Here is a 25,022-nt window from a genome sequence, read left to right on the forward strand (position 1 = left end):
GAGCTCTACTTCGCGACGGGGAGTCCGCCGAGGAGCTTGCCGGCGCCGCCACCCGCGTGCAGGCTCTTCGCGGCACTGGAGACGGTGTTGACGACGGAGTCCTTGTTCTCGGTGTCCAGGGCGTTGGTGGCCAGCGGGAGCGCGTCGATGGACGACGTCTTGCTCGTGACCGTGTCCAGGGCACCGTTCAGGCTGGTGGGCGTGAGGTCGGCGGCGAAGGCGGGTGCGGCAACACCAGCGATGACCATGGTCCCGGCAACGACGGCGGCAGCCTTCAGGGGCTTCATCGGGTTCCTTTCTGCGGCGACACACGGTCACCAGAGGGGATTTTCACTTCGCCATGGGTAACGAGCGCTCTGTACGGCGGAAACTCTGTGCGGCGGAAATTCCCGGAACCCACCCGAACGAAGGCGGTGTCTCATTCTCTTATGAAATGGATGCGCGGCCGGAGCGGCGAAGGCAGCGATACGGACGTGAAAAGCCCGTCGCGCCGGCCCTGAGGACCGACGCGACGGGAGGTGACCTGACTCAGGAAAGTCCGGGCGCCTGGGGCAGGTTGGGCGCCGGGGCCTTCGGCAGGGCCGGGAGCCCCGCGAGGTCGGGCGCGGGCAGACCGCCGCCGAGCAGCGTGGCGGCGACGAGGTTGACGAGGCCGGTGAGCACGGTCGGCAGCGCGCCGGTCACCGCTTTGACGTCGCCGCTGGTGGCCGCCTTGAGGAGGGCGTTGACGGAGGTCTGCAGCGCCTTGAGGGCGTCGGCCTTCGGGTCGGCCTGTGCCATCGAGTCACCCGGCAGCGCCTTCGGCAACGCCGGGGTCTGCGGGAGAGTCTGAGTGTCGGGAGCCGCCGGGGTCTGGGGGAGCTCCGGTGCCTTGGGCGCCGCGGCCGAAGCCTTCGTGATGGCGTCCTTCACCGGCCCCGCGAGCTTCGCGGCGTCGGCGGCGGGCAGCTTCCCGCCGTCGGCCTTGAGCACGGCGGTGAGCAGATCGGTGACTGGGGAGAGCACACCAGCGGCGTCGGCCAGGGTCTTGACCTGGGGCAGCAGCTTGTCCGCCCCGGGAACCGGAGCACGGGCCGCCTCCTGGGTGCTGCCATGCGGAGAGTCGCTCTCGGCTGCGATGACGGGGCCTGCCGTCCCGAGGAGGAGAGAGGCGCAGAGGACGGACGTCGCGATACGCCGTACGGGCAGAGCACGCATGGATGTTCCCTTCGGTGATGCGTCGGATCTTGTGTTCACCGTGAAAGCGGTGAACACCGACCGCAACCGAGCGACTGCCATTCGGGGGCATGGCGGCCCTCCGGGGGACCGGCGGGAACGCACGACGGCCGTCCTCCTCGGGGGAGAACGGCCGTCGCTCAGAGCGTGCTGCCGCAGCGTCAGCTGTTGACGCAGGTGTTGCCGAACGCCGGGTTCAGCAGACCGATGACGTTCACGGTGTTGCCGCAGGCGTTGACCGGGATGTGGATCGGGACCTGGACGGCGTTGCCCGAGAGGACACCGGGGGAGTGGGTGGCGGCACCCTGGGCACCGGCGTCGGCGGCGGCGATGCCGGCGCTGCCGGCCATGGCGGCCACGGCAACGGTGGAGAGGGCGAGGGCCTTCGCGGTACGCGACATGGAGAGTTGCTCCTTGGTCAGTTGATGCATCGGCAGGGCGGGGTGCCCGGCCCATGGATCAACGGACGGCGTGCGCAGGAGTTGTGGGCCCAAAAGGGTGATCTGCTGGCGCAGGGTTGCCGGGACGGCCCAGTGGGCCGTGCTCACAGGGGGTCCCGAGCGTTATGTACTTCACGTTTCCGACACACTTGTCAGCCTTCCTGGATTAATGCGGAAAGCGGCTAGTGTTGCTCTCCTCCTGAAGCCATTTGAAAGAACGAGTGCGGGAAGTTACGGGCCGAGTGTGACTGTCGCATTTCAATTCTCCCTCCTGGTTCAGACCTTCCCGAAAGGGCAACGCCGGTCATGCGTAATTCCCTGGGCCCCCTTCTCCGTCGCGTGACGCTGTGCGCCCTTTCCCTCGCGGTCGTCGCCACTCCCGGCGGCCCCGCCGTGGCCGCGCCCACACCCCCCGCCGCCACCGAAGCGGTGGCCGCCACGTTCGCGCAGCGCTATCACGCCCTCCAGCACGGCGGCATCACCCGCGCCGCCAACACGTCCGTCACCTGCCGGAAGCCGATGGTCGCCCGCGCGGTGTCGTGCGCTTCCGCGCGCGGGGGCAAGGCGGCAGCCAACAACGACTTCGACATGTTCTACGTCGACGTCGACAAGGACCCGAACACCTACAACTCCAGCCGTGGAGAGGTCCGGCTCCCCCCGGGCTCCCGGGTGTCCTACGCGCGCCTGTACTGGGGCGGCAACCTCCGCGTGGGGGAGCAGAAGCCGCCCAGGGACAACGGCAGTGCCCTCATCGCCGAACCGGGCGGCAGCTACCGGCACGTGCGGGCCGACACCCTGGTCGGCCACCGCACCGCCCACGGAGCTGACGCCTTCCAGGCATCGGCCGACGTCACGCCCCTCGTCCGGTCCAGCGGCGCAGGGCTCTACACCGTCGCCCAGGTCAACGCGGCGATGGGGCACTCCAAGGCCGGTGCGTGGGGCGGCTGGACGCTGGTCGTCGCGTACGAGAACGAGGCGGCGCCGCTGCGCCACCTGGCCGTGTGGGACGGCTTCGACTCCCTCGGCGGCGCGCGCGGGCGCAGCCATGCGGTCCGCCTTGCCGGCCTGCCGGTCCCGGCCCGCGCGAAGGGCAGCGTGGGCATGGTCGCGTACGACGGCGACCGCGGCGCGACCGGCGACACGCTCACCGTGTCGACCGGCCGGAGCAGGCCCGTGCGGCTCTCCGACGCGGCGAACCCCGCCCGCGACGTACTGAACTCGACCATCAGCGAGCCGGGCAGGCAGAGCGCGAGGACGCCCGCGTACGCCAACACGCTCGGCTACGACTCCGACATCTTCCGCCTCGACGGGGGCCTCAAGGCCGACCGAAAGGGCCTGCTCATCCGACTCGCCTCGCGGCGAGAGTCCGCGTGGGCCGGTGTGCTCTTCGCCGCTGTGGACGCGAAGCGGTAGCGCACCACCTTCCCCCTGAGCAAGGCGCCGTGCATGCAACTGTCATCAACTGACCCCCGGCTGAGCGTCCTTCACGTCGCCCAGCCCGTCGACGGCGGAGTGGCCCGCGTGGTCACCGACCTGGTGCGGTCCCAGCTGTCCACCGGGATGCAGGTCGGCGTGGCGTGCCCGGACAGCGGCTGCCTGCCCGATGGCGTGCGCGGCCTGGGCGGCGCCACCCACCCGTGGGCGGCGACCCGCTCCCCGGGGCCCGGTCTGCCGGACGAGGTGCGGCGCCTCGCCCGCATCGTCGACGAGCTCCGGCCCGACGTCGTGCACGCGCACAGCGCCAAGGCGGGGCTCGCCGCCCGGCTCGCCCTGCGCGGCAGGGTGCCCACGGTCTTCCAGCCGCACGCGTGGTCCTTCGAGGCCGTCGGCGGTGTGACCGCGCGGCTCGCCCGGCACTGGGAGCGCCTCGGGGCGCGCTGGGCCGCGCACGTGGTCTGCGTCAGCGAGGCGGAGCGGCTCACCGGGCAGCGGTCCGGGATCGACGCGCGCTGGTCCGTGATCCCCAACGGGGTGGACGTCGGGCGCTTCCGTCCGGTGGCCGCGCAGGCGGCACGGACCGCCCTCGGGCTGTCCCGGCAGGAGCTTCTGGTGGTGTGCGTGGGGCGGCTGTGCCGGCAGAAGGGACAGGACGTCCTGCTGCGGGCCTGGGCGGAGGTCGCCGAACGGATGCCGCTCGCCCGGCTCGTCCTCGTCGGGGACGGGCCCGACGCGGCCGGTCTGCGCGAGCGGGCGCCCGCCTCCGTGCGGTTCGCCGGAGACGTCCGGGACGCCACCCCCTGGTACCAGGCGGCCGACCTCGTGGTCCTGCCGTCCCGGTGGGAGGGCATGGCACTCGTACCCCTGGAGGCGATGGCCTGCGCCCGGCCGGTGGTGGTCACCGACGTGGACGGCGCACGCGAGAGCCTGCCGCCCGCACTCGCGCCGCACGGCCTCGTTCCCGCCGAGGACCCGGCGGCGCTGGCACGCGCCCTCGTCGGACTGCTCGGCGATCCGCCCCTGCGTGAATCCCTCGGCCGCGCAGCGCACCGCCACGTTCTGAACACCCACGATGTGCGGCACACCGCGGACGCTGTCGCGGCCGTGTACCGCGAGCTACTGGGCGTGGGGCCCATCAAGTGCAGGGAGTCCATCAACCCGTGAGTGCGGAACGAACCGTCGCCCCTGCCGCGCAGCCACGGGCGGCCGACCATGCCACCGCCACCCCCTCGGTCATCCCTCCCCGAGGGGCCGGGGGCGGCCGCGGGACGAGCATCAAATGGGGGACTTCGGCGCGCCGCTCGTCGGTCCTCCCGCTGTACGCCGTCGACTGCAGCGCCGCCCTCCTGGGCACCGTGCTGCTCACCGATCCGCAGCGCCACCCCCTCCTCGTGGTCCTGCTCATCGCAGCGGTGACCGTCCTGAACGCGCGAGCCGCGCTGTACCGCCCGCTCGCCGTGCCCGCCGCCCTCGACGAACTCCCCTCGCTGGCCTGGCAGGCCCTCCTGAGCTGGTGCGCCGTGGGACTCCTCGCCACGAGCGTCTCCACCCTCAGCCCGCTCTCCCTCACCACCCTGTGCACCGGCGCGGCCCTCCAGAGCGTGCTGTGCTGCGCTGGCCGCGGCGCCCTGTACGGGTGGGCGCGCAGGGCGGCGCTCCGGCAGCCGCGCCCGGCCCTGGTGGTCGGACCCGGCGTCGTCGCCCGGCGCGTGGCGGAGGCGGTGCTCCGTCATCCACAGGCCGGGGTGCGGCCCGTGGGCATCGTGGGCGACACGCCCGCCGAGCGCACGGAGTCGGAGGGGGCCGACCTCCCGGTGCTCTCCACGATCGAGGAGCTGCGCCGCGCGGTCATCCAGAACGCCGTACGCACCGTCCTGGTCGTCGGACCGACCCCCGGCCCCGAGCAGATCGGCTGGCTGCGGACGCTGAGCGGTTCGGGCTGCGACGTATGGGCGGTCGACGCGACGCAGCCGCCGGGCTACGACGCGCCGGGGCGCCAGGCGAGAACCGGGCGGCTCGCGGGGTTCCCCTGCCGTCAGCTCGTGCCCGTGCGGCGCAGGCACTTCAGCGTCAGCAAGCGCGCCCTGGACCTCGTGACCTCGGGGATCCTGCTGCTGCTGATCAGCCCCGTGCTCCTCGCCTGCGCCCTCGTGCTGCGGGCCACCGACGGACCCGGGGTGATCTTCCGTCAGGAGCGCGTCGGCAAGGACGGACGGCCGTTCACCCTGCTGAAGTTCCGCACGCACCGCCCCGCCGACCCGCACGAGGCAGCCACCCGGTGGACCGTCGCGGGCGAGCAGCACATGAGCCGCTTCTGCCAGTTCCTGCGCCGTACGTCCCTCGACGAGCTTCCCCAGCTGTGGAACGTCCTGCGGGGCGACATGAGCCTGGTCGGCCCGCGGCCCGAACGCCCTTACTTCGTCGGGCAGTTCAGCAAGGCGCACCCCGGTTACGCCGAGCGCCACCGCATGCCGACCGGCATCACCGGGCTCGCCCAGATCCAGGGGCTGCGCGGCGACACCTCGATCGAGGACCGCTGCCGGTTCGACAACGCCTACATCGACAGCTGGTCGTTCTGGCAGGACCTCTGCATCCTGCTGCGCACCGCCGCGTCCCTCGTACGCCCGACGGGGAGCTGACCCGGTGAACGGTGCCCCGATCACGCTCTTCCCGGCCGGCTCACCGGCCGCCGCCCTGTCCTCGGCACTCCGCGGCGCCGGTCCCGTGCTGCCCGTCATGGCCGTGGTCGCCCTGCTCGCGCTCCCCGCGCCGCCGGGCGAGGGCGGCTCCGCGGGCGGTACGGTCGCCGACGCGGTCTCCGCCCTGGTGGTGCTCTGGTGCGTGGCCCGCACCGTGCGCGGGGCGCGGCGGCCGCTGACGCGCGACGCCGCCGTCGTGCTCGGCCTGCCGGTGCTCGGCATCGCGGTCGCGGCCGTCGGCGCGACCACCGCGTCGGCCGGGATGACCGGCCTGGTGCGCTACCTCCAGATCTTCGTCCTCGTACCGGCCGCGGTCCTGATGCTCGTCCGTGACCGCCGCGACTTCCGCCTGGTGGCCTGGTCCCTCATCGTCCTCGCCCTCTTCCAGGGCACGCTGGGCGTCTACCAGTACGTCACCGGGACGGGCGCCAGCTACATGGGCTCGGACGTCCGGGCCGTGGGGACCTTCGGCCCGACGGACGTCATGGGAATGGCGACCGTGGTGTCGTACGGCCTGGTGTGCGCGGTGGCCCTCGCGCTCGGCCCGGCCTCCCCGAGGCAGCGTCAGATCGCGCTGGTGTGCGCGCTGCTCCTGACGGTGCCGCTCGCGCTCTCGTTCAGCCGAGGCGCCTGGATCGCCACCGTCGTGGCCTGCGGTGCGCAACTGGGGCTCGCGGGCGTGCGGAACGCGTTGCGGGCCCTCGCCGGGCTGGCCGCCGCGGCCGTGGTCCTCGTGGGCGGCTTCGGCATCGGATCGCAGATGCTGTCGGAGCGCGTCACCAGCATCACGCAGGTGTCCGACGCCCCCGACCAGTCGGTCACCGACCGGTACACGATGTGGGCCGCCGCGGTGGACATGTGGCGCGACGCACCAGTGTCGGGCGTCGGCCTCAAGGCCTTCCCCGACCACCGCGACAGCCACGCGTCGCTCGCCCTCTCCTCGGCCAGCGACACCGGGGGCGCGGGCGCCAAGTTCAGCCGCCAGCCGCTGCTCTCCCCGCACAACATGTATCTGCTCGTCCTCGGCGAGCAGGGGCTGCTCGGCCTGTGCACGCTGGTGGGCAGCTGGGCCGCCTTCCTGCTGCTCGGCATGCGGCGGCTCGCCCGGGTGCGCGGGGGCGCGGGGGCGGACTGCGCGCTCGTCGCGTGCGGGCTGCTGCTGTGGCAGCTGGTGGACTTCTCGTACGCCGACATCGGCGGGCCGTCGACGGTGCTCATGGCCGTGGTCCTCGGGCTCGTGGCCTGGTGGGCGCTGTCCGGGCGCGCCCTGGCCGCGCCGATGCCCGGGGAGGCCCCGCGATGACCTCCACGACGCATGAGGTGGACACCGGCCGCGCCGGGAAGGTGCCCGGACCGGACACCGGTGCCGGTGCCGGTGCCGGTGCCGAGTCAGGGTCCGGGTCCGGGTCCGGCAAGGGTTCCGATCCCTCCAACGGCTTTCTCGCCAAGGCCGCTCTGGTCACGGCGCTGCTCACGGTGGCCGGCTCCGTGCTCGGGCTCGTGCGCGACCAGGCGCTCGCCCACTTCTTCGGGGCGGGCTCCGAGACCGACGCGTTCCTCGTCGCGTGGACCGTCCCCGAGGTGGCCACCACCCTGCTCATCGAGGACGGCCTCGCGTTCGCGCTCGTCCCCGCCTTCAGCATGGCGCTGGCCCGCCGCGGCCGGGGCGCGCGCCGCGATCCGGTCCGCGCGCTGGTGGCCGCGTCGCTGCCCCGCCTGATGCTGGCCTCCGGGGCCGTCGCGCTGATCCTGATGGCCGGGGCGCCGGTCCTGGTGGAGGTCCTCGCGCCGGGTCTGCCCGACCCGCGCCTCGCCGTGGACTGCACACGGCTGACCGCCACCTGCGTCTTCACCTTCGGCCTCGCCGGATACTGCAGCGCGGCCCTGCGCGCCCACCGCCGGTTCGTGGCCCCCGCGGCCATCTACGTCTTCTACAACATCGGCATCGTCACCGCCGTGTTCGTCCTCGCCCCCCGCTACGGCGTCCGGGCGGCAGCGCTGGGCGTCGCGGTCGGCGGCGTACTCATGGTGCTCGTCCAGGCCCCCTCGCTCTGGCGCCGGCTCACCCGCGACACGGCGGACGCGCCCGCCGGGAAGGCGCCGGACCCCTCGGCCCCCGCGCTGATGAGCGGCACCCTCGTCGCCACCGTGCTGCTGTTCGCGCTGTGCCGCCAGTCGCAGGTGCTCATCGAGCGCTTCCTGGCGTCCTCGCTGCCCTCGGGAGCCATCTCGCACCTGAACTACGCCCAGAAAGTGGCGCAGGTGCCGATGATCCTCTCCCTGATGCTGTGCACGGTCACGCTCCCCGTCGTCGCGCGTGCTCTGGCCGACGGCGACGTCAAGCGCGCCAGGTCACGCGTCGAGCGGGACCTGGGCCTGGCGGGCTGCGTGGTGCTCCTCGGCACCGCCGTGGTGATCGCCTGCGCGCCGCAGCTCATCCACCTCATGTTCCAGCGCGGTGCGTTCACCGCGCAGGACACCGTCGCCACGGCCGCCGTGATGCGCGTCTACGCCCTGGGTCTCCTCGGCCACACGCTGGTGGGGGCGCTCGTCCGCTCGTACTTCTCCGGCGGGCGGGCCACGTGGTTCCCGCTGGGCGCGATGGCGGTCGGGGTCGCCGCGACCGCCGGGATCGGCAGCTGGGCGGTGGACCTGTGGGGCGTACGCGGCATCGCACTCGCCAACGCCGCCGGGATCAGCGTCGCGGCCTTCGTGCTGCTGTGCGGGATGGGCCCGCGCAACGTGCCGATCCGGGTCCGCCAGGTCCTGGGCGAACTGGCCAAGCCGGTGGCCGCGATGGTGTGCGCCACCGGGTTCGGCGGTGCGATCGCGAGCAGCGTCGACTCGCCGGTCCTCGCCGTCGTCGCCGGGTCCGCGGTCGTCGCCGCCGTGTTCGCCCTGGTGCTCCGGGCCCTGAAGGCCCAGGCCTTCGAGCCCGTCGTCCGTTCCCTCACATCCGCCACACGAAAGCTCGCGCATGTCCGTTGACACAGCACTCGGTGAGACCCCCCGATCACGGCGCACACGGCACTGGCTGCCCGAAGCGCCGATGTGGGTGGCGATGTACCACTCCGTGGACACCTGCGCGGACGACCCCTACAAGATCACCGTCACGCCCGAACGACTCGCCGCCCAACTGCGCTGGCTGCGCAGACAGGGCCTGCGCGGCGTGAGCATGTCGAGGCTCCTCACGGCGCGGGCCCGTGGCGAGGGACGCGACCTGGTCGGCCTCACCTTCGACGACGGGTACACCGACTTCGTCGACCACGCCCTGCCGCTCCTGCACCGCTACGACTTCGACGCCACCGTCTTCGTGCTCCCGGGCCGCCTCGCGGGCGACAACGCGTGGGACCCGCTGGGCCCGCGCAAACCGCTGCTCGACGCGGCGGGCATCCGCCGTGCCGCCGCCGAGGGCATGGAGGTCGCCTCGCACGGCCTGACGCATGTCGACCTCACCCGGGCGGACGACCGGCTGCTGTGGCAGGAGACCAGCGGCAGCCGGGTCGCCCTCTCCGACATCGTCGGCCGCGAGGTCGAGGGCTTCTGCTACCCGTACGGCACCGTCGACCAGCGCGTCGTCGACACCGTACGAGCGGCCGGCTACCGCTACGCGTGCGCGATCTCCCCGGGCCCCCTGACCGGGGTGCACGCCCTGCCCCGTGTGCACATCGGGCAGGAGGACACCGCCCTGCGGCTCCAGCTGAAGCTGCGGCTCAACCGGCTGCGCCGCCGTGCGGTCCGCGAACCGGAGGTGACCGGATGAGGGCCCTGCACATCATCACCGGCCTCGGCGTCGGCGGCGCCGAGCAGCAACTGCGGCTCCTCCTGCGCCACTTGCCGGTCGACTGCGACGTCGTCACCCTCACCAATCCGGGACCGGTCGCGGAGGGGCTGACAGCCGACGGGGTGCGCGTCATCCACCTGGGCATGTCCGGCAACCGCGACCTGGGCGCCGTGCCCCGCCTCGTGAAGGTCATCCGCGGCGGCGGCTACGACCTCGTGCACACCCACCTGTTCCGCGCCTGCCTCTACGGGCGTATCGCCGCCCGTCTCGCGGGGATGCGCACCGTCGTGGCCACCGAACACTCCCTCGGGGACTCGCAGATGGAGGGGCGGCCGCTGACCCCGGGCGTCCGCGCGCTGTACCTGACCGGCGAGCGTCTGGGCCGGGCCACGGTGGCGGTCTCCCCGTCCGTCGCCGAGCGGCTCGGCCGCTGGGGGGTGCCGCGGCAGCGTATCCACGTCGTCCCGAACGGCATCGACGTCGAGCGGTTCCGCTTCGACCCCCGGGCCCGGATCGCCGCACGCCGTCAACTGGGGCTCCCGGACGAGGCGTTCGTCGTCGGCGGGGTCGGACGGCTGGCCCCCGGCAAACGCTTCGACGTCCTGTTGCACGCCCTGGCCGCGCTGCCCCAGGACGTCCGCGTACTGCTGGTGGGCGGCGGCCCCGACGAGGCAGGGCTGCGCGCGACGGCAGCCCAACTGGGCGTAGCGGACCGGGTGTTGTTCGCGGGGGAGCGGCCTCATCTGTCCAGGGAGGGGGCCGACCTGCCCGCGCTCCTCGCCGCCATGGACGTGCTCGCGTCGCCGTCACCCGAGGAGGCCTTCGGCCTTGCCGTCGTCGAGGGCCTCGCCGCCGGTCTGCCGGTGCTCTACGTGCGGTGCCCCGCCGTCGAGGACCTTCCGCCGGGGGCGGACAGCGGCGCCGAGCGCGTCACGGGCGACGCGGATTCCTTCGCGCGGGCGCTGCTGCGGGCCCGGTCGGCGGGGCCACGGGCGCGGCTGCCCCTGGCGGCCGCGCACCACTACGGCATCACCCGCAGCGCGGCACAGCTGATGCATGTCTACGAGGCAGCAGCCTCCGGTTCGACCCCGAGAGTGAGTTCCTGATGACCGATACCCTCAGCAGGCGGCACCGCCCGGCAGGACCGGCCCCGATGCTGGCCCGCGTGAAGCGACTGCCCGCGTGGTGGATCCTCCCGGCGGGAGCCGCCCTCGGCGCCCTCACCGGCGGTCTGTACGGCGTGGTCAAGACACCCGAGTACACCGCCACCAGCTATGTGATCGCCGTCCCGCAGAAGGACTCCGACCCCACCGCGGCGCTGGGCTTCGCCACGGCGTACGGCCGCGTCGCCACCCAGCTCGCCGTGCTCGGCGACGCCCAGGTGGAGTCGGGCGTCTCGCCCGGGACGCTGCGCGAGAGCGTACGGGCGGCCACCTCGCCCGACGCCCCGATGATCTCCATCTCGGCGACCGCGGCCCAGCCCGGCAAGGCGGCCGACATCGCCAACGCGGTCTCGCGCTCCCTGACCGAGAACGCCAACCACACCAAGGACAGCACGCGGGTACGTCTCCTGCAGCTCTCCCGTGCGGTCAAGCCCGCGGACCCCGCATCGGCGACGGCGCCCATGACCGCCCTGGTGGGCGCCAGCGCCGGAGGCCTGCTCGGAGGGCTCACCCTCCTCGTGCGCCCCCGCCGCGCCGAGGACGCGCCATCGGCCGCGGTACCGGGACCCGCGCAGTCCGCCGACCTCAACCGGGAGAGGTGATGGAGGTGGCCGACAGCGCACTGACGGTCGAACTCTGCACGGACGAGACCGAGTTCGGGAGCCTCGCGACGGCGTGGGCTCGGCTGCACCGCAGATGCCGCACGGCGACGCCGTTCCAGAGCCACGCCTGGCTGCACTCGTGGTGGCTCTCCTACGGCACCCGCGGGCGGCTCCGCGTGGTCCTCGTGCGCAAGGACGGTGAACTGGTCGCCGCGGCCCCGCTGATGCGCGCGTACGTCCCGTTCCCCGCGCTCGTACCGCTGGGCGGCGCGATCTCCGACTTCACCGACGTGCTGCTCGATGACGCGTTCGCCGACGAGGCCGCGGCCGCGCTGGCCGACGGCCTGTCGGAACTGGCCCGCACCGCGCTGATCGACTTCCGCGAGGTCCGGTCGGGAGCCGCCGTGGAGCGCATCTACGAAAGCTGGCAGGGGCCCCGGCTCCGCCTCGTGGACTCGCTCTGCCTGGAGCTGCCCGCGGCCTCGATGGAGGAACTGCTCGGGCGGCTGCCCGCGCCGCGCGCCCAGCGGGCCCGCGCCAAGATCCGGAAGATCGACGCGCTCGGCGTCGAGCGGCGGATCGTACGGCACGACGAGGTGGACGCGTCGGTGCGCACGCTCCTGCACCTGCACCAACTCCAGTGGCAAGGCCGCAAGGTGACGTCCGAGCACCTCCAGGAGCGGTTCTCCGAGCACCTGATCAGGTCGGTGGGGCTCATGGTCAGGTCGGGCGACGCGGTGGTCACCGAGTTCCGGCTCGACGACGCCGTGGTGGCGGCCGATCTGACCCTGCTCTCGCCGCACCTGGTCGGCGGCTACCTGTACGGGGCACATCCGCGGCTGCGCGAGCGGAAGGTCGACGTGGCGACGATGCTCCTGAACGCCTGCGCGCAGCACGCCGAGGGCGACCGGAGCCGGGTCCTGAGCCTCCTGCGCGGCAACGAACCGTACAAGCACCACTGGCGTCCCGAGGAGGCCGTCAACCACCGCCTGCTCCTCGCCCGCGGACGCACCGCCCCCGTGCTGCGGGCCGCCGCATGGGACGCGGCGGCCCGCAGCCGGGGCAAGGAGTTCCTGCGCAAGCGCCGGGACCGCCAGGAACGCCGGAAACAGTCCTGAGCGCCCCTCCCTACGGCCGCTTGTACCAGTCGAGGCGCATACAGAGCTTGCCGCCGAGCCAGTGCTCGACCCACTCGCCCAGGTTCAGCGGCGAACAGTTGGGCGGCGTCGTGGGCTGCGTCGGCTCCGGGGCGGTCGGCTCGGTGTCCGTACGGCCGAAGAGCAGGGAGCGGTAGGCCTTGGACGACTTGGGGTTGTCCCCGCACTGCCACACCCCGTGCGGGCAGTAGTCGGTGACGGTGTTGTACAGCGGTTTGTGCTCGTCCATCCAGGCGAGCATCTTCCGCATGTACTCCTCGTTGTCGCCGTTACGGAAAAGGCCCCACTCCGGGTAGGAGATGTCCTTGCCGTGGGCCTTCGCGAATTCCACGTGTTGTTTCAGGCCGTACGGCTCGCTGACCTGCTCGGCGAAATCGGTGCCCGTCGGCTGGTCGTACGAGTCCATGCCGACGATGTCCACGACGTCGTCACCGGGATAGCACTGCGTCCAGGGAATGGCGTCCCGGCCCCTGTTCGGCGTGAAGTCGAACTTGAACTTCTGTCCCGGCACCGAACGCATCGTCGTGACGATGCGCTTCCAGTACTTCTTCCAGGCCTCCGGGTCGGGACCGCACCGATGGGTGTACGTGGTGCCGTTCATCTCCCAGCCGAGCACCACCACGGTGTCCGGGACCTTCAGCTTCACGAGCCGTTCGGCGAGGGCGCGGTAATGCTGGTCGAAGTCGCCCGCGGCGCCCCGGCCGAGCAGCGCACGCACCTCGGAGTCGCCGACGTGGTCCTCGTTGCGCTCCATCATGGGGACGTTGAGCACGAAGAGCCGGTTGTCCTTCTCGCGCCGCCACTCGGCCCAGCTCTCCAGGAAGTCCGGCGCCCCCGCGATATTGCTCCACCGGTCGCCCGGCAGGTAGGTGTGCCCCACGCGCAGCTCGGCGCCGCCCAGCCACTTGCTGAGCTCGGCCATGCGCTGCACGCCCTGGGGCCCGTAGGCGAGGTAGGCCCCGAACGCGGGCTTCCCGGCCGCCTTGGCCGCGTCCGTGGGGCTCGGCGTCGCGGAGGGCTGCACGCCGGACGGGGCGAGCGGGCCGACCGGGGGCGCGGGGACGGCCGGGGAGGGGACCGGGACGGGTGCCGCCGACGGCAGACCGGGCAGGGCGGCCGGTGGTTCGGGGTCCTGGCCGGCTCCCCACGCGTAGCCGGGTCCGACGGCGAGAGCTGCCGATGCAACGATTCCGGTGGCAATGAATGCCAGTCGTTTACTGGTGGTCTGGCGTCTCTGCAAGGCCATGGTCGCTCCTCATGCTGCGCCTCCGTCTACTGACACTCAGTCATATGTATTTCTATTGCGCCAATCGAGCCCCTAATCCTTTGGGCGTGCCCATCGCCCGCATGGGGGATCGAATTGAGAGAATTCGGCCGTGCTAACTCTCGACACCCGCGTCCCCGCGGTTCTGCTGCGGATCGACCGGAACCCTTTTCATCACGGCACACTCGGAGCTGTCCGGTCGCTGGGCCGCGCGGGAGTGGAGGTGCACGTGGCCGCCGCGGAATCGGCGGAGAGCCCGGTGCGCAGATCCCGCTATCTGCACCAGACGCACCCTCCACCGCCGCCGGGTGCGTCCCTCCCGGAAATCGCCGCCGTATTGCGCCGCATCTCCCACCGGGTGGCCAGACCGTCCGTCCTCATTCCCATGGACGATGCCGGAGCCCTCGCGATCGGCCGCCTGCAGAAGGAACTGTCCGCCACCTATCTCCTGCCGGACCAGGCGAGCGGACTCGCGGAGCGGGTGGCCGACAAGGCGACACTGGCCCAGGTGTGCGCCGCGGCAGGCATCCCCCACCCGGTGACGCTCCTCCCGCGGACCGCCGCCCAGGCAGCCGCCGCCGTACGGCACTTGGGGCTCCCCGTGGTGGCCAAGTGGAGCCGCCCGTGGCTGGTCCCCGCCGGGACGGACCTGCGCAGCACGGTCCTGGTGCGGTCGGCCGACCAGGCCAAGGAGCTCTATCGGCGCAGCGAGGAGGCGGGCAGCCGCCTGCTGCTGCAGGCCTTCCTGCCGGACGGCCCCGGGCGCGACTGGTTCGTCCACGGCTACGCCGACCGGACGGGGGCCGTGCGCGGTGGCGGCTCCGGCCGCAAGCACCGCTCCTGGCCCCGCGGGGCCGGCCTGACGGCGGTGGGCGAGTGGACGCCCGAGCCGGGCCTGCGGGCCGGCGTGGAGAGGCTGATCGGCACCCTGGGCTACCGGGGGATCTTCGACCTCGACTTCCGGGTGGACCCCGCGACCGGCGAGCACTGTCTGCTCGACTTCAATCCGCGGCCCGGCGCCCAGTTCCGGCTGTTCGCCGACGGGGCCGACCTGGACGTGGTGCGCGCCCAGCACCTGGACATGACACACCGGCCGCTGCCGCCCGCCGCCGTTCTCCCGGGCCGCTCGTTCGTCGTGGAGAACTACTCCCCGCTGGCCGCCGTGCGCGTCCTGCTGACGGCGGGGCCCGCCTCCACCGCGGCACACCGCCGCGAACTGGCCTGGCACGCCCGGGACGACATGGCTCCCGCGCGCGCCATGTGGGTGCTGTGGTGCCGGCACGTGACGCGGCGCCTCCTCGGCCGGCTGAGGCGGACGGCACGTCCCGCAGGACCGCCCCGGGGGGAGGACGTGCGGGTGCGGATGGTGCGCCAGGCGGGCACGCCCGACGGCCCCGGCCGCGCCGAGGGTGCCTGCCCCGATGCCGCCCGCACCGACGACGCCCGTACCGATGACGAGAGAGCGAGCAGTTGCTGATGTATGACCTGTTGGTGGTCGGAGCCGGGCCCTACGGTCTCTCCATCGCGTCGCACGCGGCCGGTGCGGGACTCGACGTACGCGTCTTCGGCAGACCCATGGCGTCCTGGCGCGACCACATGCCGCGGGGCATGTTCCTCAAGTCGGAGCCCTGGGCGTCGAACCTCTCCGACCCCCGGCGCCGCTACGGCCTCGCCGCGTACTGCGAGCGCAACGGGATGCGGGCCCGGCACGGCGAGCCGGTCTCCGTGGAGACGTTCGCCTCGTACGGCCTGTGGTTCGCGCGGCACGCCGTACCGGACGTCGACGAACGCATGGTGGCGTCGGTCGGGGCCTGCCCCGGAGGCTTCGAGGTGGTCACGGACGACGGTCAGGCCGTCCGTGGCCGCACGGTGGCCCTGGCCGTCGGCGTGATGCCCTTCGTCGAGATCCCCTCGGCCCTGCACGGGCTCGGCCCGGAGCACGTCACGCACAGCAGCCACCACCGGGACCTGGACCGCTTCCGGGACCGGGACGTCACCGTGATCGGCGGCGGCCAGGCGGCCCTGGAGACCGCGGCTCTCCTCGCCGAACAGGGCACCCGCGTACGCGTACTCGCCCGCTCGCACCGGCTGAGCTGGAACACCGTGCCCCCGGAGTGGAAGCGCCCGTGGTGGCAGTCCGCCCGCGCCCCGCACAGCGGCCTCGGCTGCGGCTGGCGCAACTGGTTCTACGCCGAGGTGCCGGGCGGCTTCCGGCGGCTCCCCGAGGCCACGCGCGCCCGCATCTCCGCGTCGGCGCTCGGCCCCGCGGGGGCCTGGTGGGTGCGCGACCGGGTCGAGTCACGCGTCGAGGTGCTGCTCGACCACGAGGTCGCCACGGCGTCGGTCACGTCGGGCCGGGTGCGGCTCGCCACCGTCGGCAGCATCGGCGGCGGCCCGGACTTCGAGACGGACCACGTCATCGCCGCCACCGGCTTCAGGGCCACCGGCGCGCGCCTGGGCCTGCTGGCCCCGGAGGTGCGCGCCAGCCTGGCGGTGAACGCCGCCGACGAGCCCTACGCCTCCACCGGGTTCGAGTCCTCGTACCCCGGTCTGTTCCTGGCGGGCCTGGTGACGGCGGCCAGCTTCGGCCCGGCGATGCGCTTCGTGCAGGGGGCCTCGTTCACGGCGGAGCGGCTGGTACGGGGCGTGCGACGCAGCCTGCGGCACGGCCCGGCGGGCTCCGCCGTCCCGGCGCCGGCCGGTGAGCGGGGCCGCCGGTCGCCCCTGGGCGCCGTCAAGCACTGAGCGGGAATCCCGGCTCCGGCGAACCCGATCAGGTGATGCCATCGGCGAACGGGTGAATCGGTTCTTCGTCCGCGGCGATCAGGTGGTGGACTCTGACGTCATGGGACGGGCCTGGTTGCCCTCCGCCAGCCGTCGGCTCCATGCCGTGGGTAGGCAACACCCCCTTCGCGGGCCGGCCCCCCTCCCGTTCTGGCGGGGAAGAGACCCTCGGGTGTCTCTTCCCCGCCAGCGGCTTGTCCGGGCGAACTAGCGACCCGATGAGGCGAACCCGCGGCGGTAGAGGATCCCGCCGCCGACCAGCAGGGCGGCGCTCGCCGCGGCGGCGGCCAGGAGGTCCTGGTCGCTGCCGGTCTCGGCGAGCCGGGCGACGGCGTGCGGCGCCTCGTGGGCGGCCGACGGCATCTGCCGCGCGGTCGAGGACGCGACGTACTGCGGCGGCTGAGCGGCCTTCACCGGCGGCATGGCGCGGTCGGTCGGCGGCTCGACAGACCGCGGAGGCGTCTCGGGCGAGTGAGGCGTCTCGTGCTGCGGCGGCGTCGGTGCGGACGCTCCGTTGGCACAGCCGTTGCCGAACGCCGGGTTGAGCGCGGCGATCACGTCCACGGTGTTGCCGCAGGCGTTGACCGGGATGTCCAGGAGAGCCTGTACGTCGTTGCCCGACAGGATGCCGGGCGAGTGGCTGGCGTCGCTCTCGGCCAGCGACTGGGTGCCCGCGTGCGTGTCCTGGTAGGCGTCCCTGCCCGACTCGTCGCCGTACCCGGACCCGTGGCCCGACCCGTGCCCAGAACCGTGCCCGGACCTGGCGTGCGTCTTGGTGGCCGCAGGCTCCTGCGTCGCCGCCCGGTGCGGGGCGACGGCGTGCTGCTCGGGGACGGCGGCGTGCCGCTTCGGGGCCTCGGCGTGGTGCTTGGGGGCCTCGGAGTTCGCGCAGCTGTTGCCCATGGTGGGGTTGCCCACGCCGACTGCGTTCGCGGAGTTGCCGCAGGCGTTCACCGGCACCTCCACGGGGGCCTGCACGCTGTTCCCGGACAAGATCCCGGGCGAATCCGTCGCCACGGCGTCCGCGCCCGCGGCGAACGCGTGCGTTCCGGACAGGGAGAGGATGCTGGTCGCGGCCGCGGTCGCGAGCATCCCTTTACCGATGACCTGTCGCATGTAGTTGTCTTCCTCTGAGCAGTGGAAAGCCGGCCTTGGAGTCGTAGCGACGGTCCAAGGCCGGCCAGGAAAAACAGCCCGGTGGCTGGGTGCTACCTCAGGTGTTGGCGCAGGTGTTGCCGAACGCCGGGTTCAGCAGGGCGATCACGTCGACGGTGTTGCCGCACAGGTTGACCGGCACGTGGACCGGGACCTGGACGAGGTTGCCGGAGAGAACGCCCGGGGACCCGACGGCCGCACCCTCGGCGCCGGCGTCGGCGAACGCGGGGGCCGCCATGCTCATGGCCATGACGACACCAGCGATGATCGTTGCGCTCTTCTTGTGCTTCACAGATGTTCCCTTCTCTGTGGTCATGCCGATCTGGCAGTCGAAACCGAGCGAGAACTACGTTTACGTCTCGCACCATGACCCGCAGTCTGCAAACGAGTTGAGAGTCCGGAAGAAACCGGCGGTTTCGACCGTTCGGTAAATTCACCCGAATTACCGCAGAACAAAAATGAAGAAGCCCGGGCTGCCCGGCCTTGAAGCAGGCGGGCAGCCCGAGCGTTCTCACACCGGCAGATCAGCCGTTGAGCTCACCGTTCCCGGACAGGACCGGGATGTCGGACAGGATGTGCGACAGCGGCTCGTCGCCCTTGGCCTGCGTGGAGTTCTCGGTGCACTGCTGGTTCTGAGGCGCCGACAGGATCGGGATGTCCTGGACTCCGACGTTCACGAGCGCGACGAGCGACTGGAGGTTCGCCTTGACCGGGAGACCGACACAGGGCTTGTTCAGCGAACCCTGGACGAGGGAGAGCTGGGGGCTCATGTCGCCGTGCGTCGCGGAGTTGCCGTACGCCTGCTTGGACCCGTTGCCACTGAGCGACGTGGTGCCGTGGTCGTCACCGATGGCCAGCGCCGAAGGGGCCGCGGCAGCGGACAGACCGACGACGGAAACGGCAACTGCCGCCGTGGCCATAGCCTTCTTCATCATTTTGTGTGTTCCTTTTCTGGCAGAAGCTCGAGTCACTGCACGCTGACCAACCTGCCCGCAGGAGTTTGAGTTTCGGGGCTTCACTCGATTGGGGTCCGTGCCAGCCCTCCGTTGGGCCATCAGAGTGAAACGGAGCAACTATGTGCAGGGCGCGGAGTTAATCAGAGCGCTCCGGCGAACGGGGTTACTCCAGAAGGGAATTACTTGTGATTAAGAAGGGTATGGCTGCAGCCGCGGTTGCCGTCTCCGTCGTCGGCATGTCGGCCGCCGTAGCTCCGTCGGCCATGGCGATCGGTGACGACCACGGCACCACGTCGCTCAGCGGCAACGGCGCCCAGCAGGCGTACGGCAACTCCGCCACGTACGGCAACATGAGCCCGCAGATGGCGCTGATCCAGGGTTCGCTGAACAAGCCCTGCATCGGCCTCCCGGCCAAGGCGAACCTCCAGTCGCTGGTCGCGCTCGTGAACGTCGGAGTCCAGGACATCCCGATCCTGTCGGCGCCTCAGAACCAGCAGTGCACCGAGAACTCCACGCAGGCCAAGGGCGACGAGCCGCTGTCGCACATCCTGTCCGACATCCCGGTCCTCTCCGGGAACGGGACGGCCAACCACTGACCCCCCACGCATTGCACAGCGGGCCGCCGTTCACCGGCGGCCCGCTGCCGCGTTCCCCATCCGCCGTGCCGTCAGCCCCGTGGCCAGTGATCCATTGACATAAGAGCTCTCCATTCCTGGTCGGGGCGGCCCGGGACGGTTTTCCCCTGCCTTTCCCAGGAGTCCTGCAACGACGTGAAGATGGGGTCATCGACACGGCGTTCCGGAGAATTCCTGCTCAACGGGATGAGGCCCTGCCGCTTCCATTGACGCTTGAAGTCAGCCATGTTCCCTCGCCATCGACGGGCGTGTGTCGAGCCATCTGTTCCAGATGTGGAATCCAGGGAAACCGAACGTTTAGGGCGAACGAGTTGTTGTTCGTGCGTGCCGCGAACACCCGCACTCCGCAGTGGCGTCGAGCGGTTTACCGTTTCTTCGTCCCGGTTCCTCCGTAGCGGAGTCCAGCTTGCGCACTCACCTCTACTCACCGACCGGATCCCGGCGCGCGCGAATGCTGCGTCTCGCCATTCCGGGGGTCCTTCTGGTCGCCGCCGCCGTTGGAATGGGAAACGCCACGGCAACGCCGCTCCCTGTCCAACGCGTCGATGTCTTCGGCGACATGAAGAACCGACCGAACGAGGGAAGCGGTACGAATATCCTCCTGATGGGGACGGATGGCCGCGACACCATCACGCGCAAGGAGAAGCGCACGTTCCATGCGGGCGGAGTCGCCTGCAATTGCACGGACACGCTCATGCTGGTCCATGTCTCCGAGGCCCGGGACCGCGTCAGTGTCGTCAGTCTTCCCAGGGATTCCTACGCCGACATCCCCGCGCACCGCGACGAGGCCACGGGAGAAGAACGCCCGGCGCATCCGGGGAAGATCAACGGCGCCTACGCGGAAGGCGGTCCCGCGCTGTCGGTGCGGACGGTCGAGGGGGCGACCGGCGTCCGCGTCGACCGGTATCTGCAGCTCGACTTCCGGCGCTTCATGGACAGCGTCGAGACGGTCGGCGGCGTGCGGGTCTGCACGCCCCGCGCACTCAAGGACAGGACGACCAAGCTGGACCTCGCGCCCGGCAGCCATCTGCTCAACGGGGGCCGGTCCCTGCAGTACGTCCGCTCCCGGCACGTGGACCTGAGCGCCGACTTCGGGCGGATCCAGCGACAGCAGCGCTTCCTCGTGGCCGCGCTGCGCGGCGTACGTACGGAGGACGTGCTGGCCGACCCGGTGAGGGCGGCGCGGCTCGGCCGGCTGCTGGCCGGATCGGCGCGGGTCGACCGGGGGTTCAGCTCGGAGCAGATCCTGGCCCTCGCGGCGGACCTCGGCAGACTCCCTGCGTCGTCCATGGAGTTCACCACGGTGCCCGTCAGCGGCTTCAGCGAGACGCTGAACGGCGCGCTCCAGTGGGACCGGGCCAAGGCCGGCAAAGTCTTCACGGCCCTCAAGCGGGACCAGCCTCTTACGGCCCCCGACTCCAAGGCCAGGCTGAGCGATCCGCCTAGGTTCGGAAGCCCGGTGACCGTCCGGGGCGACACCCTGGAATGCCGTTGACGGCGCTCTGATTACTAGGCCAACCGGGTCGAACGTCGCAACCATCACCGTGTCAGACAGTTGATCATCACGCGGCTCTGCCAAGGGAGCCCGCTCTTGAAGGGAATCAAAATGAACAAGCTGTGGGCATCCGCGGCCGTTGCCGCCTCCGTCGCCGGAATCACGGCAGGGATGGCCCCCCAGGCCCTGGCGATCGGTGACGACCGAGGCACCACGTCGCTCAGCGGCAACGGCGCCGAGACGGCATTCGGCAACTCCGCGACCAAGGGCAACCAGAGCCCCCAGCTCACGCTCGTCCAGGGCACGCTGAACAAGCCCTGCATCGGTCTCCCGGTCAAGGCGAACCTCCAGTCGCTCGTCGCGCTCGTGAACGTCGGAGTCCAGGACATCCCCGTCCTGTCGGCGCCGCAGAACCAGCAGTGCACCGAGAACTCCACGCAGGCCAAGGGCGACGAGCCGCTGTCGCACATCCTGAACGACATCCCGGCCCTGTCCGGCAACGGTGTCGGCAACGGCTGACCTTGCCTCAAGGGGGCCGGCCGTCGTCGTGCCGGCCGGCCCCTTCGGCCTTCCCCGGGTCGCCTCCGCCGTGTGGGGGCGACCCGCCGGGGGTAGAGGCCCGGCGTGATTGAACTCGCCGAGATGATCGCGCAGTTACGTGGGGAACTCGCCGCCGCCATGGCCGCGGCCGAGAACGCCGAGAACGCCGAGAACGCCGAGGACACAGCACTGCGCTTCGAGCTGGGTCCCGTACAACTGGAGGCGGAGTTCGCCGTGCAGCGGTCCGCCGGGGCCGACGGCAGGATCCGCTTCTGGGTCGTCGAGGCAGGCGCCTCCGGCCAGCAGGCGACCAGCACCACCCACCGCGTCACCCTCAGCCTGGAGCCCCGCGTGCGTGGCTCCGATCAGCGGCCCTGGGTCAGCGGTGACCAGGCCGCGCGCGAGCGCTGAGTCCGGCCACCGTGGCGGCGTCAGAGGGTCTTGAGGCGGCGAGGGTCGCCGAAGTACTGGTGGAGAGGCCGGGCGGAGCGCCCGGACGGCGCGGGTCCGGATATCGCGTGGGGGAGCGGTCCGTGCTGACGGCCGCCCATGTGGCCGCGGGCCCGGTGACGTCGGTGCGGGTGCGCTTCGACGCCGATCTGCCGGGGGAGTGGAGCGCAGACGCACGCGTCGTGCTGCTCGCCGAGGCCGCGGACCTGGCGCTCCTCGAGCTCACGACCGTTCCGCCCCGGGGCCCGGCTGTCCTGAGCCCCCGCTACGGCGCCGTGCCCGAGTCCGATGTGGTGCTTCCCTTCAGCGCGATGGGCTTTCCCCGTTTCAAGCTGCGGGACGACGGCATGCGCCTCCTCGACGACGGCGCCCCCAGCCAGTACCGGGACTCCTGCCATGTCTCGGGGACGGTCTCCGTCCTGTCCAACCGCCGCGAGGGCACACTCGAACTGGCCGTTCTCGCACCGCGCGAGGACCCCGAGCCGGGCCGCTCTCCGTGGGAGGGGATGTCCGGCGCTGCGGTCTGGTCGGGGGGCGCCGTGATCGGCTTGGTGAGCTCCCACCACCGGTCGGACGGCCTGGGGCGGCTCGCGGCCTGCCGGGTGGAGCACTGGTACGGCGTGCTGTCCTCGGCCGAGGGTGAACTCCTCCACGAAGAGGCGGGTCTTCCGCCGATCGGAGCGCTGGGTTCCGCAGCCGGCCCGGAGGGGCCGTCGGCCCCCGCGAGCCTGACCGGTCTCCCCTCTGACCTGCCCTTGCGGGAACTCATGGGGCTCGTCGACGCGTTGGTGGAGATCCCGGCGATGAAGGACGCGAACGGCCTGGGTGTGGTGCTCGCCAGCATCGACGCGGAGATCGCCGCGAACCGGCCGAGGGACTCCCGGCTCAGGATGGACATCTACGGCATCGTGCGCACCTGTCTGCGCTACCGGGGCACGCTCGATCAGCTCCTGGAGACTGTCCGGCTGCTGGAGGGGCAGTCGGCGGAAGTGGCCCGCGTCGACCGTGAGGCGGCTCAACTGGCCAAGCGATACTGCTGACTTGATGTCGGGCACGGCTCGGATGCGGGGTTTCGCAGCGTGCCGTGCTGGGTCATCATGAGGGGGAAAGGGATGGCGCATGCACGGAATCACGGGAGGGGACTTGGCAGCCGTGGAGCAATCGATGCCTGCCGTCGAGTCCGATCTCGTAGATCTCTCGGGGGTTTCTCTTGAAGCGCTGCTTTCCATGGACGGCACGGCCATCGCCGTGTCGCTGGAACAGCTCCTGCGGCATATTGACGGCCCTCAGGCCATCGCCGTGTCGTACAACCCCCCGGACCGCATCGACTGAGGGGCTCAGTACGGTGCGGTGGAGGGCTCATGGCGGGTGAGTCCGCGATATCTGCGGATCTGTCGTTCCACCAGCTCTCGGCGTCCGGCGTGCGCGCGCTCGCGCTCGGCGAGGGCGACAGCGACGTGGTCGACGAACTGCTCGCCGCGGAACGCAGTCGCAGACTGCTGATGCTGCGCGCCCTGGACGACGGTCTGTCCCGGAGCGGTCCGTCGCTCGGCTCCGGGGCCGCGGTGTCGCCCGATGAGGCCTGGGCCCTCCTGGAGCGCGTCCAGAAGCAGTCCCCCGAGGTGTTCGACGACGTACTGATGTGCCCGCACACCGGCATGTGGCTCTCGCTCGCCTTGCGCAGGCTCAGGGGCACGTCGTACGAGGACGCGCCCTTGTGGGTGGTGACCGGGCATCTGTCGGCACTGGCCGCGGCGGCGGGAGCGCGTGCAGGGCTGGACTTCTCGATGACCGTTCCGGTGCGCCGGGGTGTCGTGCCGCTGCCGACGCTGGGATGCGCGGTGGTCGAGGCGAGCGAGCCATGGAGTACCGCGCAAGTCATCTGTGGGGATGGGGCGTTACGGGTCCTCGGGGCTCGCGGCGAGGTGGCCGTGCCCGCCGACCGGCAGGAGAGCGGGCCCGGCTGGCATGCGGTGCGCCGCGTGGCCCTCGGGTCCAAAAGCCACGCCAAGCGGCTGGTCCTGGAGGAGCTCGACCCCTATCGCACGTTCCCCCGCCCGAGCGAGCCCACCCTGATGACGGCCGCGGAGGAGGCGAGTTGGCGGAAACTGCTTGCCGACGCGTGGGGAATCCTGCTGCGCGACGACGCGGAGAGCGCCGACGCGATGCGGCCGGGTCTGATGTCGCTGGCGCCCGTGTCGGCCAGGGAGCGGTTCCGGCCATACAGCGGGACGGCGGGCGACGCGTTCGGCAGCGTCACGGCATCCCACCCGGACGATGCGGCGCAACTCGCGGCCACGCTGGTGCACGAGTTCCAGCACACCAAGCTCGGCGGCCTGATGCACCTGGAGGCGCTGACCCGGCAGGCACCGGACCAGGACCAGGCGGGGCCTGAAGAGCTCTTCTACGCCCCCTGGCGCGACGATCCGCGGCCCTTGGGCGGCCTGCTGCAGGGCATCTACGCCTTCGCCGGGGTCGCCCGCTTCTGGCGCGTCCACCGGCATGCCGCCGACGCCGCGTACGCCCCCCTGGCCCACTTCGAGTTCGCGCTGTGGCGTACTCAGGTGTGGTCCACGCTGCATCTGGTCGCGGGCCACGAACGGCTGACGCCCCTGGGCCGAAGCGTCATCGAGGCGCTGCGCGAGAGGTGCGCGGAGTGGATGGCCGACGAGGTGCCGGACCGGGAGCTGGAGCTCGCCGGGGAGGCCGCGGCCGACCACCGGGCCCGCTGGCGCGCGCATCATCTGCGGCCGCCGGCCGCGGCCGTCGACGAAGCGGTACGCGCCTGGCAGCGAGGGGAGAGCCGCCCGCCGGCCGCCTTGGAGGCCGAGCCAGAACTCGTACCGGATCCGGAGGGGCGGCACTTCGACGTCACGGCCATCCTGGCCCGCTACCGCGTCAGCGAGCCCGACGGGGCCTGGCGGCGGACCGCTGCCCTGGCGGGAGGCGTCAAGGGCGTCGACCCGGGCGACGTACTGCTGGCCCGTGGTGACCTCGCCGGGGCCCGGCACGCCTACGCCGCCCAGCTGAGCGGTGAGGGCGGCTCCGTGGCCGCCTGGGTCGGCCTCGGGCGGGCACTGGCGGCGGGCCAGGACGCGGCGGCCCGCCTTCTGTGCCGGTATCCGGAGCGGGCCCGTGCCGTGCGGGACGCGCTGCGGGCCGGGACGGGACACGGAGCGGACCCCGCACGGCTGGCCGAGTGGCTGGGCCGGGGCGGGACGACGGAACGCTAGGAGAGGCCGGCCG

The 25,022-nt window shown here is 72.0% G+C and carries 25 protein-coding genes; 18 read left to right on the forward strand and 7 right to left on the reverse strand.

The window, feature by feature from the left end; all coding sequences use genetic code 11:
- Positions 1-5: 5 nt before the first annotated feature.
- The 3 genes from AB0E78_RS17500 to AB0E78_RS17510 all read right to left on the reverse strand — a co-directional run bounded on the left by AB0E78_RS17500 (position 6) and on the right by AB0E78_RS17510 (position 1,616).
- Positions 6-287 carry a hypothetical protein gene (locus AB0E78_RS17500; protein ID WP_361833109.1) on the reverse strand — a complete coding sequence of 94 codons (282 nt, stop codon included), beginning with the start codon at positions 285-287 and terminating at the stop codon, positions 6-8.
- 241 nt (positions 288-528) lie between these two features.
- The gene (locus AB0E78_RS17505) at positions 529-1,197 is read right to left on the reverse strand and encodes a hypothetical protein (RefSeq protein WP_361833111.1); all 669 of its coding nucleotides are present in this window, start codon (positions 1,195-1,197) and stop codon (positions 529-531) included.
- Between the two features lie 179 nt (positions 1,198-1,376).
- Complete coding sequence (locus AB0E78_RS17510; protein WP_361833779.1) at positions 1,377-1,616, reverse strand: chaplin; 240 nt, start codon at positions 1,614-1,616, stop codon at positions 1,377-1,379.
- Between the two features lie 345 nt (positions 1,617-1,961).
- Between AB0E78_RS17510 and AB0E78_RS17515 the strand changes: the two genes are divergently transcribed.
- The 9 genes from AB0E78_RS17515 to AB0E78_RS17555 all read left to right on the forward strand — a co-directional run bounded on the left by AB0E78_RS17515 (position 1,962) and on the right by AB0E78_RS17555 (position 12,458).
- Positions 1,962-3,068, forward strand: a complete 1,107-nt coding sequence (locus AB0E78_RS17515) for a DUF3344 domain-containing protein (protein ID WP_361833113.1) — start codon at positions 1,962-1,964, stop codon at positions 3,066-3,068.
- Positions 3,069-3,101: 33 nt separating this feature from the next.
- A complete protein-coding gene (locus AB0E78_RS17520; RefSeq protein WP_361833115.1) occupies positions 3,102-4,256 on the forward strand; it encodes a glycosyltransferase in 1,155 nt (384 codons plus the stop codon).
- The gene (locus tag AB0E78_RS17525) at positions 4,253-5,731 is read left to right on the forward strand and encodes a sugar transferase (protein ID WP_361833117.1); all 1,479 of its coding nucleotides are present in this window, start codon (positions 4,253-4,255) and stop codon (positions 5,729-5,731) included. The genes AB0E78_RS17520 and AB0E78_RS17525 overlap by 4 nt, the downstream gene beginning before the upstream one ends.
- Before the next feature lie 97 nt (positions 5,732-5,828).
- Positions 5,829-7,094: an O-antigen ligase family protein gene (locus AB0E78_RS17530; RefSeq protein WP_361833781.1), complete on the forward strand. Its 1,266-nt coding sequence runs from the start codon at positions 5,829-5,831 to the stop codon at positions 7,092-7,094.
- Positions 7,091-8,779, forward strand: coding sequence for a lipid II flippase MurJ (locus AB0E78_RS17535; protein WP_361833119.1), 1,689 nt, complete (start codon positions 7,091-7,093; stop codon positions 8,777-8,779). Before AB0E78_RS17530 ends, AB0E78_RS17535 begins: the two co-directional genes overlap by 4 nt.
- A gap of 61 nt (positions 8,780-8,840) precedes the next feature.
- Entirely contained in the window at positions 8,841-9,554 is a 714-nt protein-coding gene (locus AB0E78_RS17540) for a polysaccharide deacetylase family protein (RefSeq protein ID WP_361833783.1), read from the forward strand.
- The gene (locus tag AB0E78_RS17545; protein ID WP_361833121.1) at positions 9,551-10,681 is read left to right on the forward strand and encodes a glycosyltransferase; all 1,131 of its coding nucleotides are present in this window, start codon (positions 9,551-9,553) and stop codon (positions 10,679-10,681) included. The genes AB0E78_RS17540 and AB0E78_RS17545 overlap by 4 nt, the downstream gene beginning before the upstream one ends.
- Complete coding sequence (locus AB0E78_RS17550) at positions 10,681-11,340, forward strand: lipopolysaccharide biosynthesis protein (RefSeq protein WP_361833122.1); 660 nt, start codon at positions 10,681-10,683, stop codon at positions 11,338-11,340. The genes AB0E78_RS17545 and AB0E78_RS17550 overlap by 1 nt, the downstream gene beginning before the upstream one ends.
- A gap of 5 nt (positions 11,341-11,345) precedes the next feature.
- On the forward strand, positions 11,346-12,458 hold the full coding sequence (locus AB0E78_RS17555; RefSeq protein ID WP_361833124.1) for a GNAT family N-acetyltransferase: 1,113 nt from the start codon (positions 11,346-11,348) through the stop codon (positions 12,456-12,458).
- A 10-nt stretch (positions 12,459-12,468) separates the two neighbouring features.
- On the opposite strand, the gene AB0E78_RS17560 is transcribed toward AB0E78_RS17555, so the two are convergent.
- Positions 12,469-13,743, reverse strand: a complete 1,275-nt coding sequence (locus tag AB0E78_RS17560; protein WP_361833126.1) for a glycosyl hydrolase — start codon at positions 13,741-13,743, stop codon at positions 12,469-12,471.
- Positions 13,744-13,873: 130 nt separating this feature from the next.
- Between AB0E78_RS17560 and AB0E78_RS17565 the strand changes: the two genes are divergently transcribed.
- Entirely contained in the window at positions 13,874-15,238 is a 1,365-nt protein-coding gene (locus tag AB0E78_RS17565) for an ATP-grasp domain-containing protein (protein ID WP_361833128.1), read from the forward strand.
- Complete coding sequence (locus AB0E78_RS17570) at positions 15,238-16,506, forward strand: NAD(P)-binding domain-containing protein (RefSeq protein WP_361833130.1); 1,269 nt, start codon at positions 15,238-15,240, stop codon at positions 16,504-16,506. Before AB0E78_RS17565 ends, AB0E78_RS17570 begins: the two co-directional genes overlap by 1 nt.
- 246 nt (positions 16,507-16,752) lie before the next feature.
- Here AB0E78_RS17570 and AB0E78_RS17575 read toward each other — a convergent pair whose 3' ends face one another.
- From AB0E78_RS17575 to AB0E78_RS17585, 3 genes are all read right to left on the reverse strand, one after another.
- On the reverse strand, positions 16,753-17,661 hold the full coding sequence (locus tag AB0E78_RS17575) for a chaplin family protein (protein WP_361833132.1): 909 nt from the start codon (positions 17,659-17,661) through the stop codon (positions 16,753-16,755).
- 97 nt (positions 17,662-17,758) lie between these two features.
- On the reverse strand, positions 17,759-17,950 hold the full coding sequence (locus AB0E78_RS17580) for a chaplin (protein WP_361833785.1): 192 nt from the start codon (positions 17,948-17,950) through the stop codon (positions 17,759-17,761).
- Positions 17,951-18,224: 274 nt separating this feature from the next.
- The gene (locus AB0E78_RS17585) at positions 18,225-18,635 is read right to left on the reverse strand and encodes a rodlin (RefSeq protein ID WP_361833134.1); all 411 of its coding nucleotides are present in this window, start codon (positions 18,633-18,635) and stop codon (positions 18,225-18,227) included.
- A gap of 206 nt (positions 18,636-18,841) precedes the next feature.
- On the opposite strand from AB0E78_RS17585, the gene AB0E78_RS17590 reads away from it, so the two are divergent.
- The 7 genes from AB0E78_RS17590 to AB0E78_RS17620 all read left to right on the forward strand — a co-directional run bounded on the left by AB0E78_RS17590 (position 18,842) and on the right by AB0E78_RS17620 (position 25,009).
- Entirely contained in the window at positions 18,842-19,252 is a 411-nt protein-coding gene (locus tag AB0E78_RS17590; RefSeq protein WP_361833136.1) for a rodlin, read from the forward strand.
- 598 nt (positions 19,253-19,850) lie between these two features.
- Positions 19,851-20,786, forward strand: a complete 936-nt coding sequence (locus AB0E78_RS17595) for an LCP family protein (protein ID WP_361833138.1) — start codon at positions 19,851-19,853, stop codon at positions 20,784-20,786.
- A gap of 111 nt (positions 20,787-20,897) precedes the next feature.
- On the forward strand, positions 20,898-21,305 hold the full coding sequence (locus AB0E78_RS17600) for a rodlin (RefSeq protein ID WP_361833140.1): 408 nt from the start codon (positions 20,898-20,900) through the stop codon (positions 21,303-21,305).
- A gap of 105 nt (positions 21,306-21,410) precedes the next feature.
- Complete coding sequence (locus AB0E78_RS17605) at positions 21,411-21,737, forward strand: trypco2 family protein (RefSeq protein ID WP_361833142.1); 327 nt, start codon at positions 21,411-21,413, stop codon at positions 21,735-21,737.
- Between the two features lie 11 nt (positions 21,738-21,748).
- Positions 21,749-22,816, forward strand: coding sequence for a trypsin-like peptidase domain-containing protein (locus AB0E78_RS17610; protein WP_361833143.1), 1,068 nt, complete (start codon positions 21,749-21,751; stop codon positions 22,814-22,816).
- A 103-nt stretch (positions 22,817-22,919) separates the two neighbouring features.
- The gene (locus AB0E78_RS17615; RefSeq protein ID WP_361833145.1) at positions 22,920-23,108 is read left to right on the forward strand and encodes a hypothetical protein; all 189 of its coding nucleotides are present in this window, start codon (positions 22,920-22,922) and stop codon (positions 23,106-23,108) included.
- A 29-nt stretch (positions 23,109-23,137) separates the two neighbouring features.
- Complete coding sequence (locus AB0E78_RS17620) at positions 23,138-25,009, forward strand: HEXXH motif domain-containing protein (protein ID WP_361833147.1); 1,872 nt, start codon at positions 23,138-23,140, stop codon at positions 25,007-25,009.
- Positions 25,010-25,022: the final 13 nt, after the last annotated feature.

Source organism: Streptomyces sp. NPDC032198 (assembly GCF_040636975.1).
Taxonomy (GTDB): domain Bacteria; phylum Actinomycetota; class Actinomycetes; order Streptomycetales; family Streptomycetaceae; genus Streptomyces.

Bases quoted from the DNA above. Each gene is read 5' to 3' on its own strand.
- AB0E78_RS17520 (WP_361833115.1), top strand. From the start codon at position 3,102: ATGCAACTGTCATCAACTGACCCCCGGCTGAGCGTCCTTCACGTCGCC.
- AB0E78_RS17575 (WP_361833132.1), bottom strand. From the start codon at position 17,661: ATGCGACAGGTCATCGGTAAAGGGATGCTCGCGACCGCGGCCGCGACC.
- AB0E78_RS17505 (WP_361833111.1), bottom strand. From the start codon at position 1,197: ATGCGTGCTCTGCCCGTACGGCGTATCGCGACGTCCGTCCTCTGCGCC.
- AB0E78_RS17515 (WP_361833113.1), top strand. From the start codon at position 1,962: ATGCGTAATTCCCTGGGCCCCCTTCTCCGTCGCGTGACGCTGTGCGCC.
- AB0E78_RS17535 (WP_361833119.1), top strand. From the start codon at position 7,091: ATGACCTCCACGACGCATGAGGTGGACACCGGCCGCGCCGGGAAGGTG.
- AB0E78_RS17570 (WP_361833130.1), top strand. From the start codon at position 15,238: ATGTATGACCTGTTGGTGGTCGGAGCCGGGCCCTACGGTCTCTCCATC.
- AB0E78_RS17585 (WP_361833134.1), bottom strand. From the start codon at position 18,635: ATGATGAAGAAGGCTATGGCCACGGCGGCAGTTGCCGTTTCCGTCGTC.
- AB0E78_RS17545 (WP_361833121.1), top strand. From the start codon at position 9,551: ATGAGGGCCCTGCACATCATCACCGGCCTCGGCGTCGGCGGCGCCGAG.
- AB0E78_RS17540 (WP_361833783.1), top strand. From the start codon at position 8,841: ATGTGGGTGGCGATGTACCACTCCGTGGACACCTGCGCGGACGACCCC.
- AB0E78_RS17600 (WP_361833140.1), top strand. From the start codon at position 20,898: ATGAACAAGCTGTGGGCATCCGCGGCCGTTGCCGCCTCCGTCGCCGGA.
- AB0E78_RS17620 (WP_361833147.1), top strand. From the start codon at position 23,138: ATGGCGGGTGAGTCCGCGATATCTGCGGATCTGTCGTTCCACCAGCTC.
- AB0E78_RS17580 (WP_361833785.1), bottom strand. From the start codon at position 17,950: ATGGCCATGAGCATGGCGGCCCCCGCGTTCGCCGACGCCGGCGCCGAG.
- AB0E78_RS17595 (WP_361833138.1), top strand. From the start codon at position 19,851: ATGAAGAACCGACCGAACGAGGGAAGCGGTACGAATATCCTCCTGATG.
- AB0E78_RS17530 (WP_361833781.1), top strand. From the start codon at position 5,829: ATGGCCGTGGTCGCCCTGCTCGCGCTCCCCGCGCCGCCGGGCGAGGGC.
- AB0E78_RS17550 (WP_361833122.1), top strand. From the start codon at position 10,681: ATGACCGATACCCTCAGCAGGCGGCACCGCCCGGCAGGACCGGCCCCG.
- AB0E78_RS17560 (WP_361833126.1), bottom strand. From the start codon at position 13,743: ATGGCCTTGCAGAGACGCCAGACCACCAGTAAACGACTGGCATTCATT.
- AB0E78_RS17510 (WP_361833779.1), bottom strand. From the start codon at position 1,616: ATGTCGCGTACCGCGAAGGCCCTCGCCCTCTCCACCGTTGCCGTGGCC.
- AB0E78_RS17500 (WP_361833109.1), bottom strand. From the start codon at position 287: ATGAAGCCCCTGAAGGCTGCCGCCGTCGTTGCCGGGACCATGGTCATC.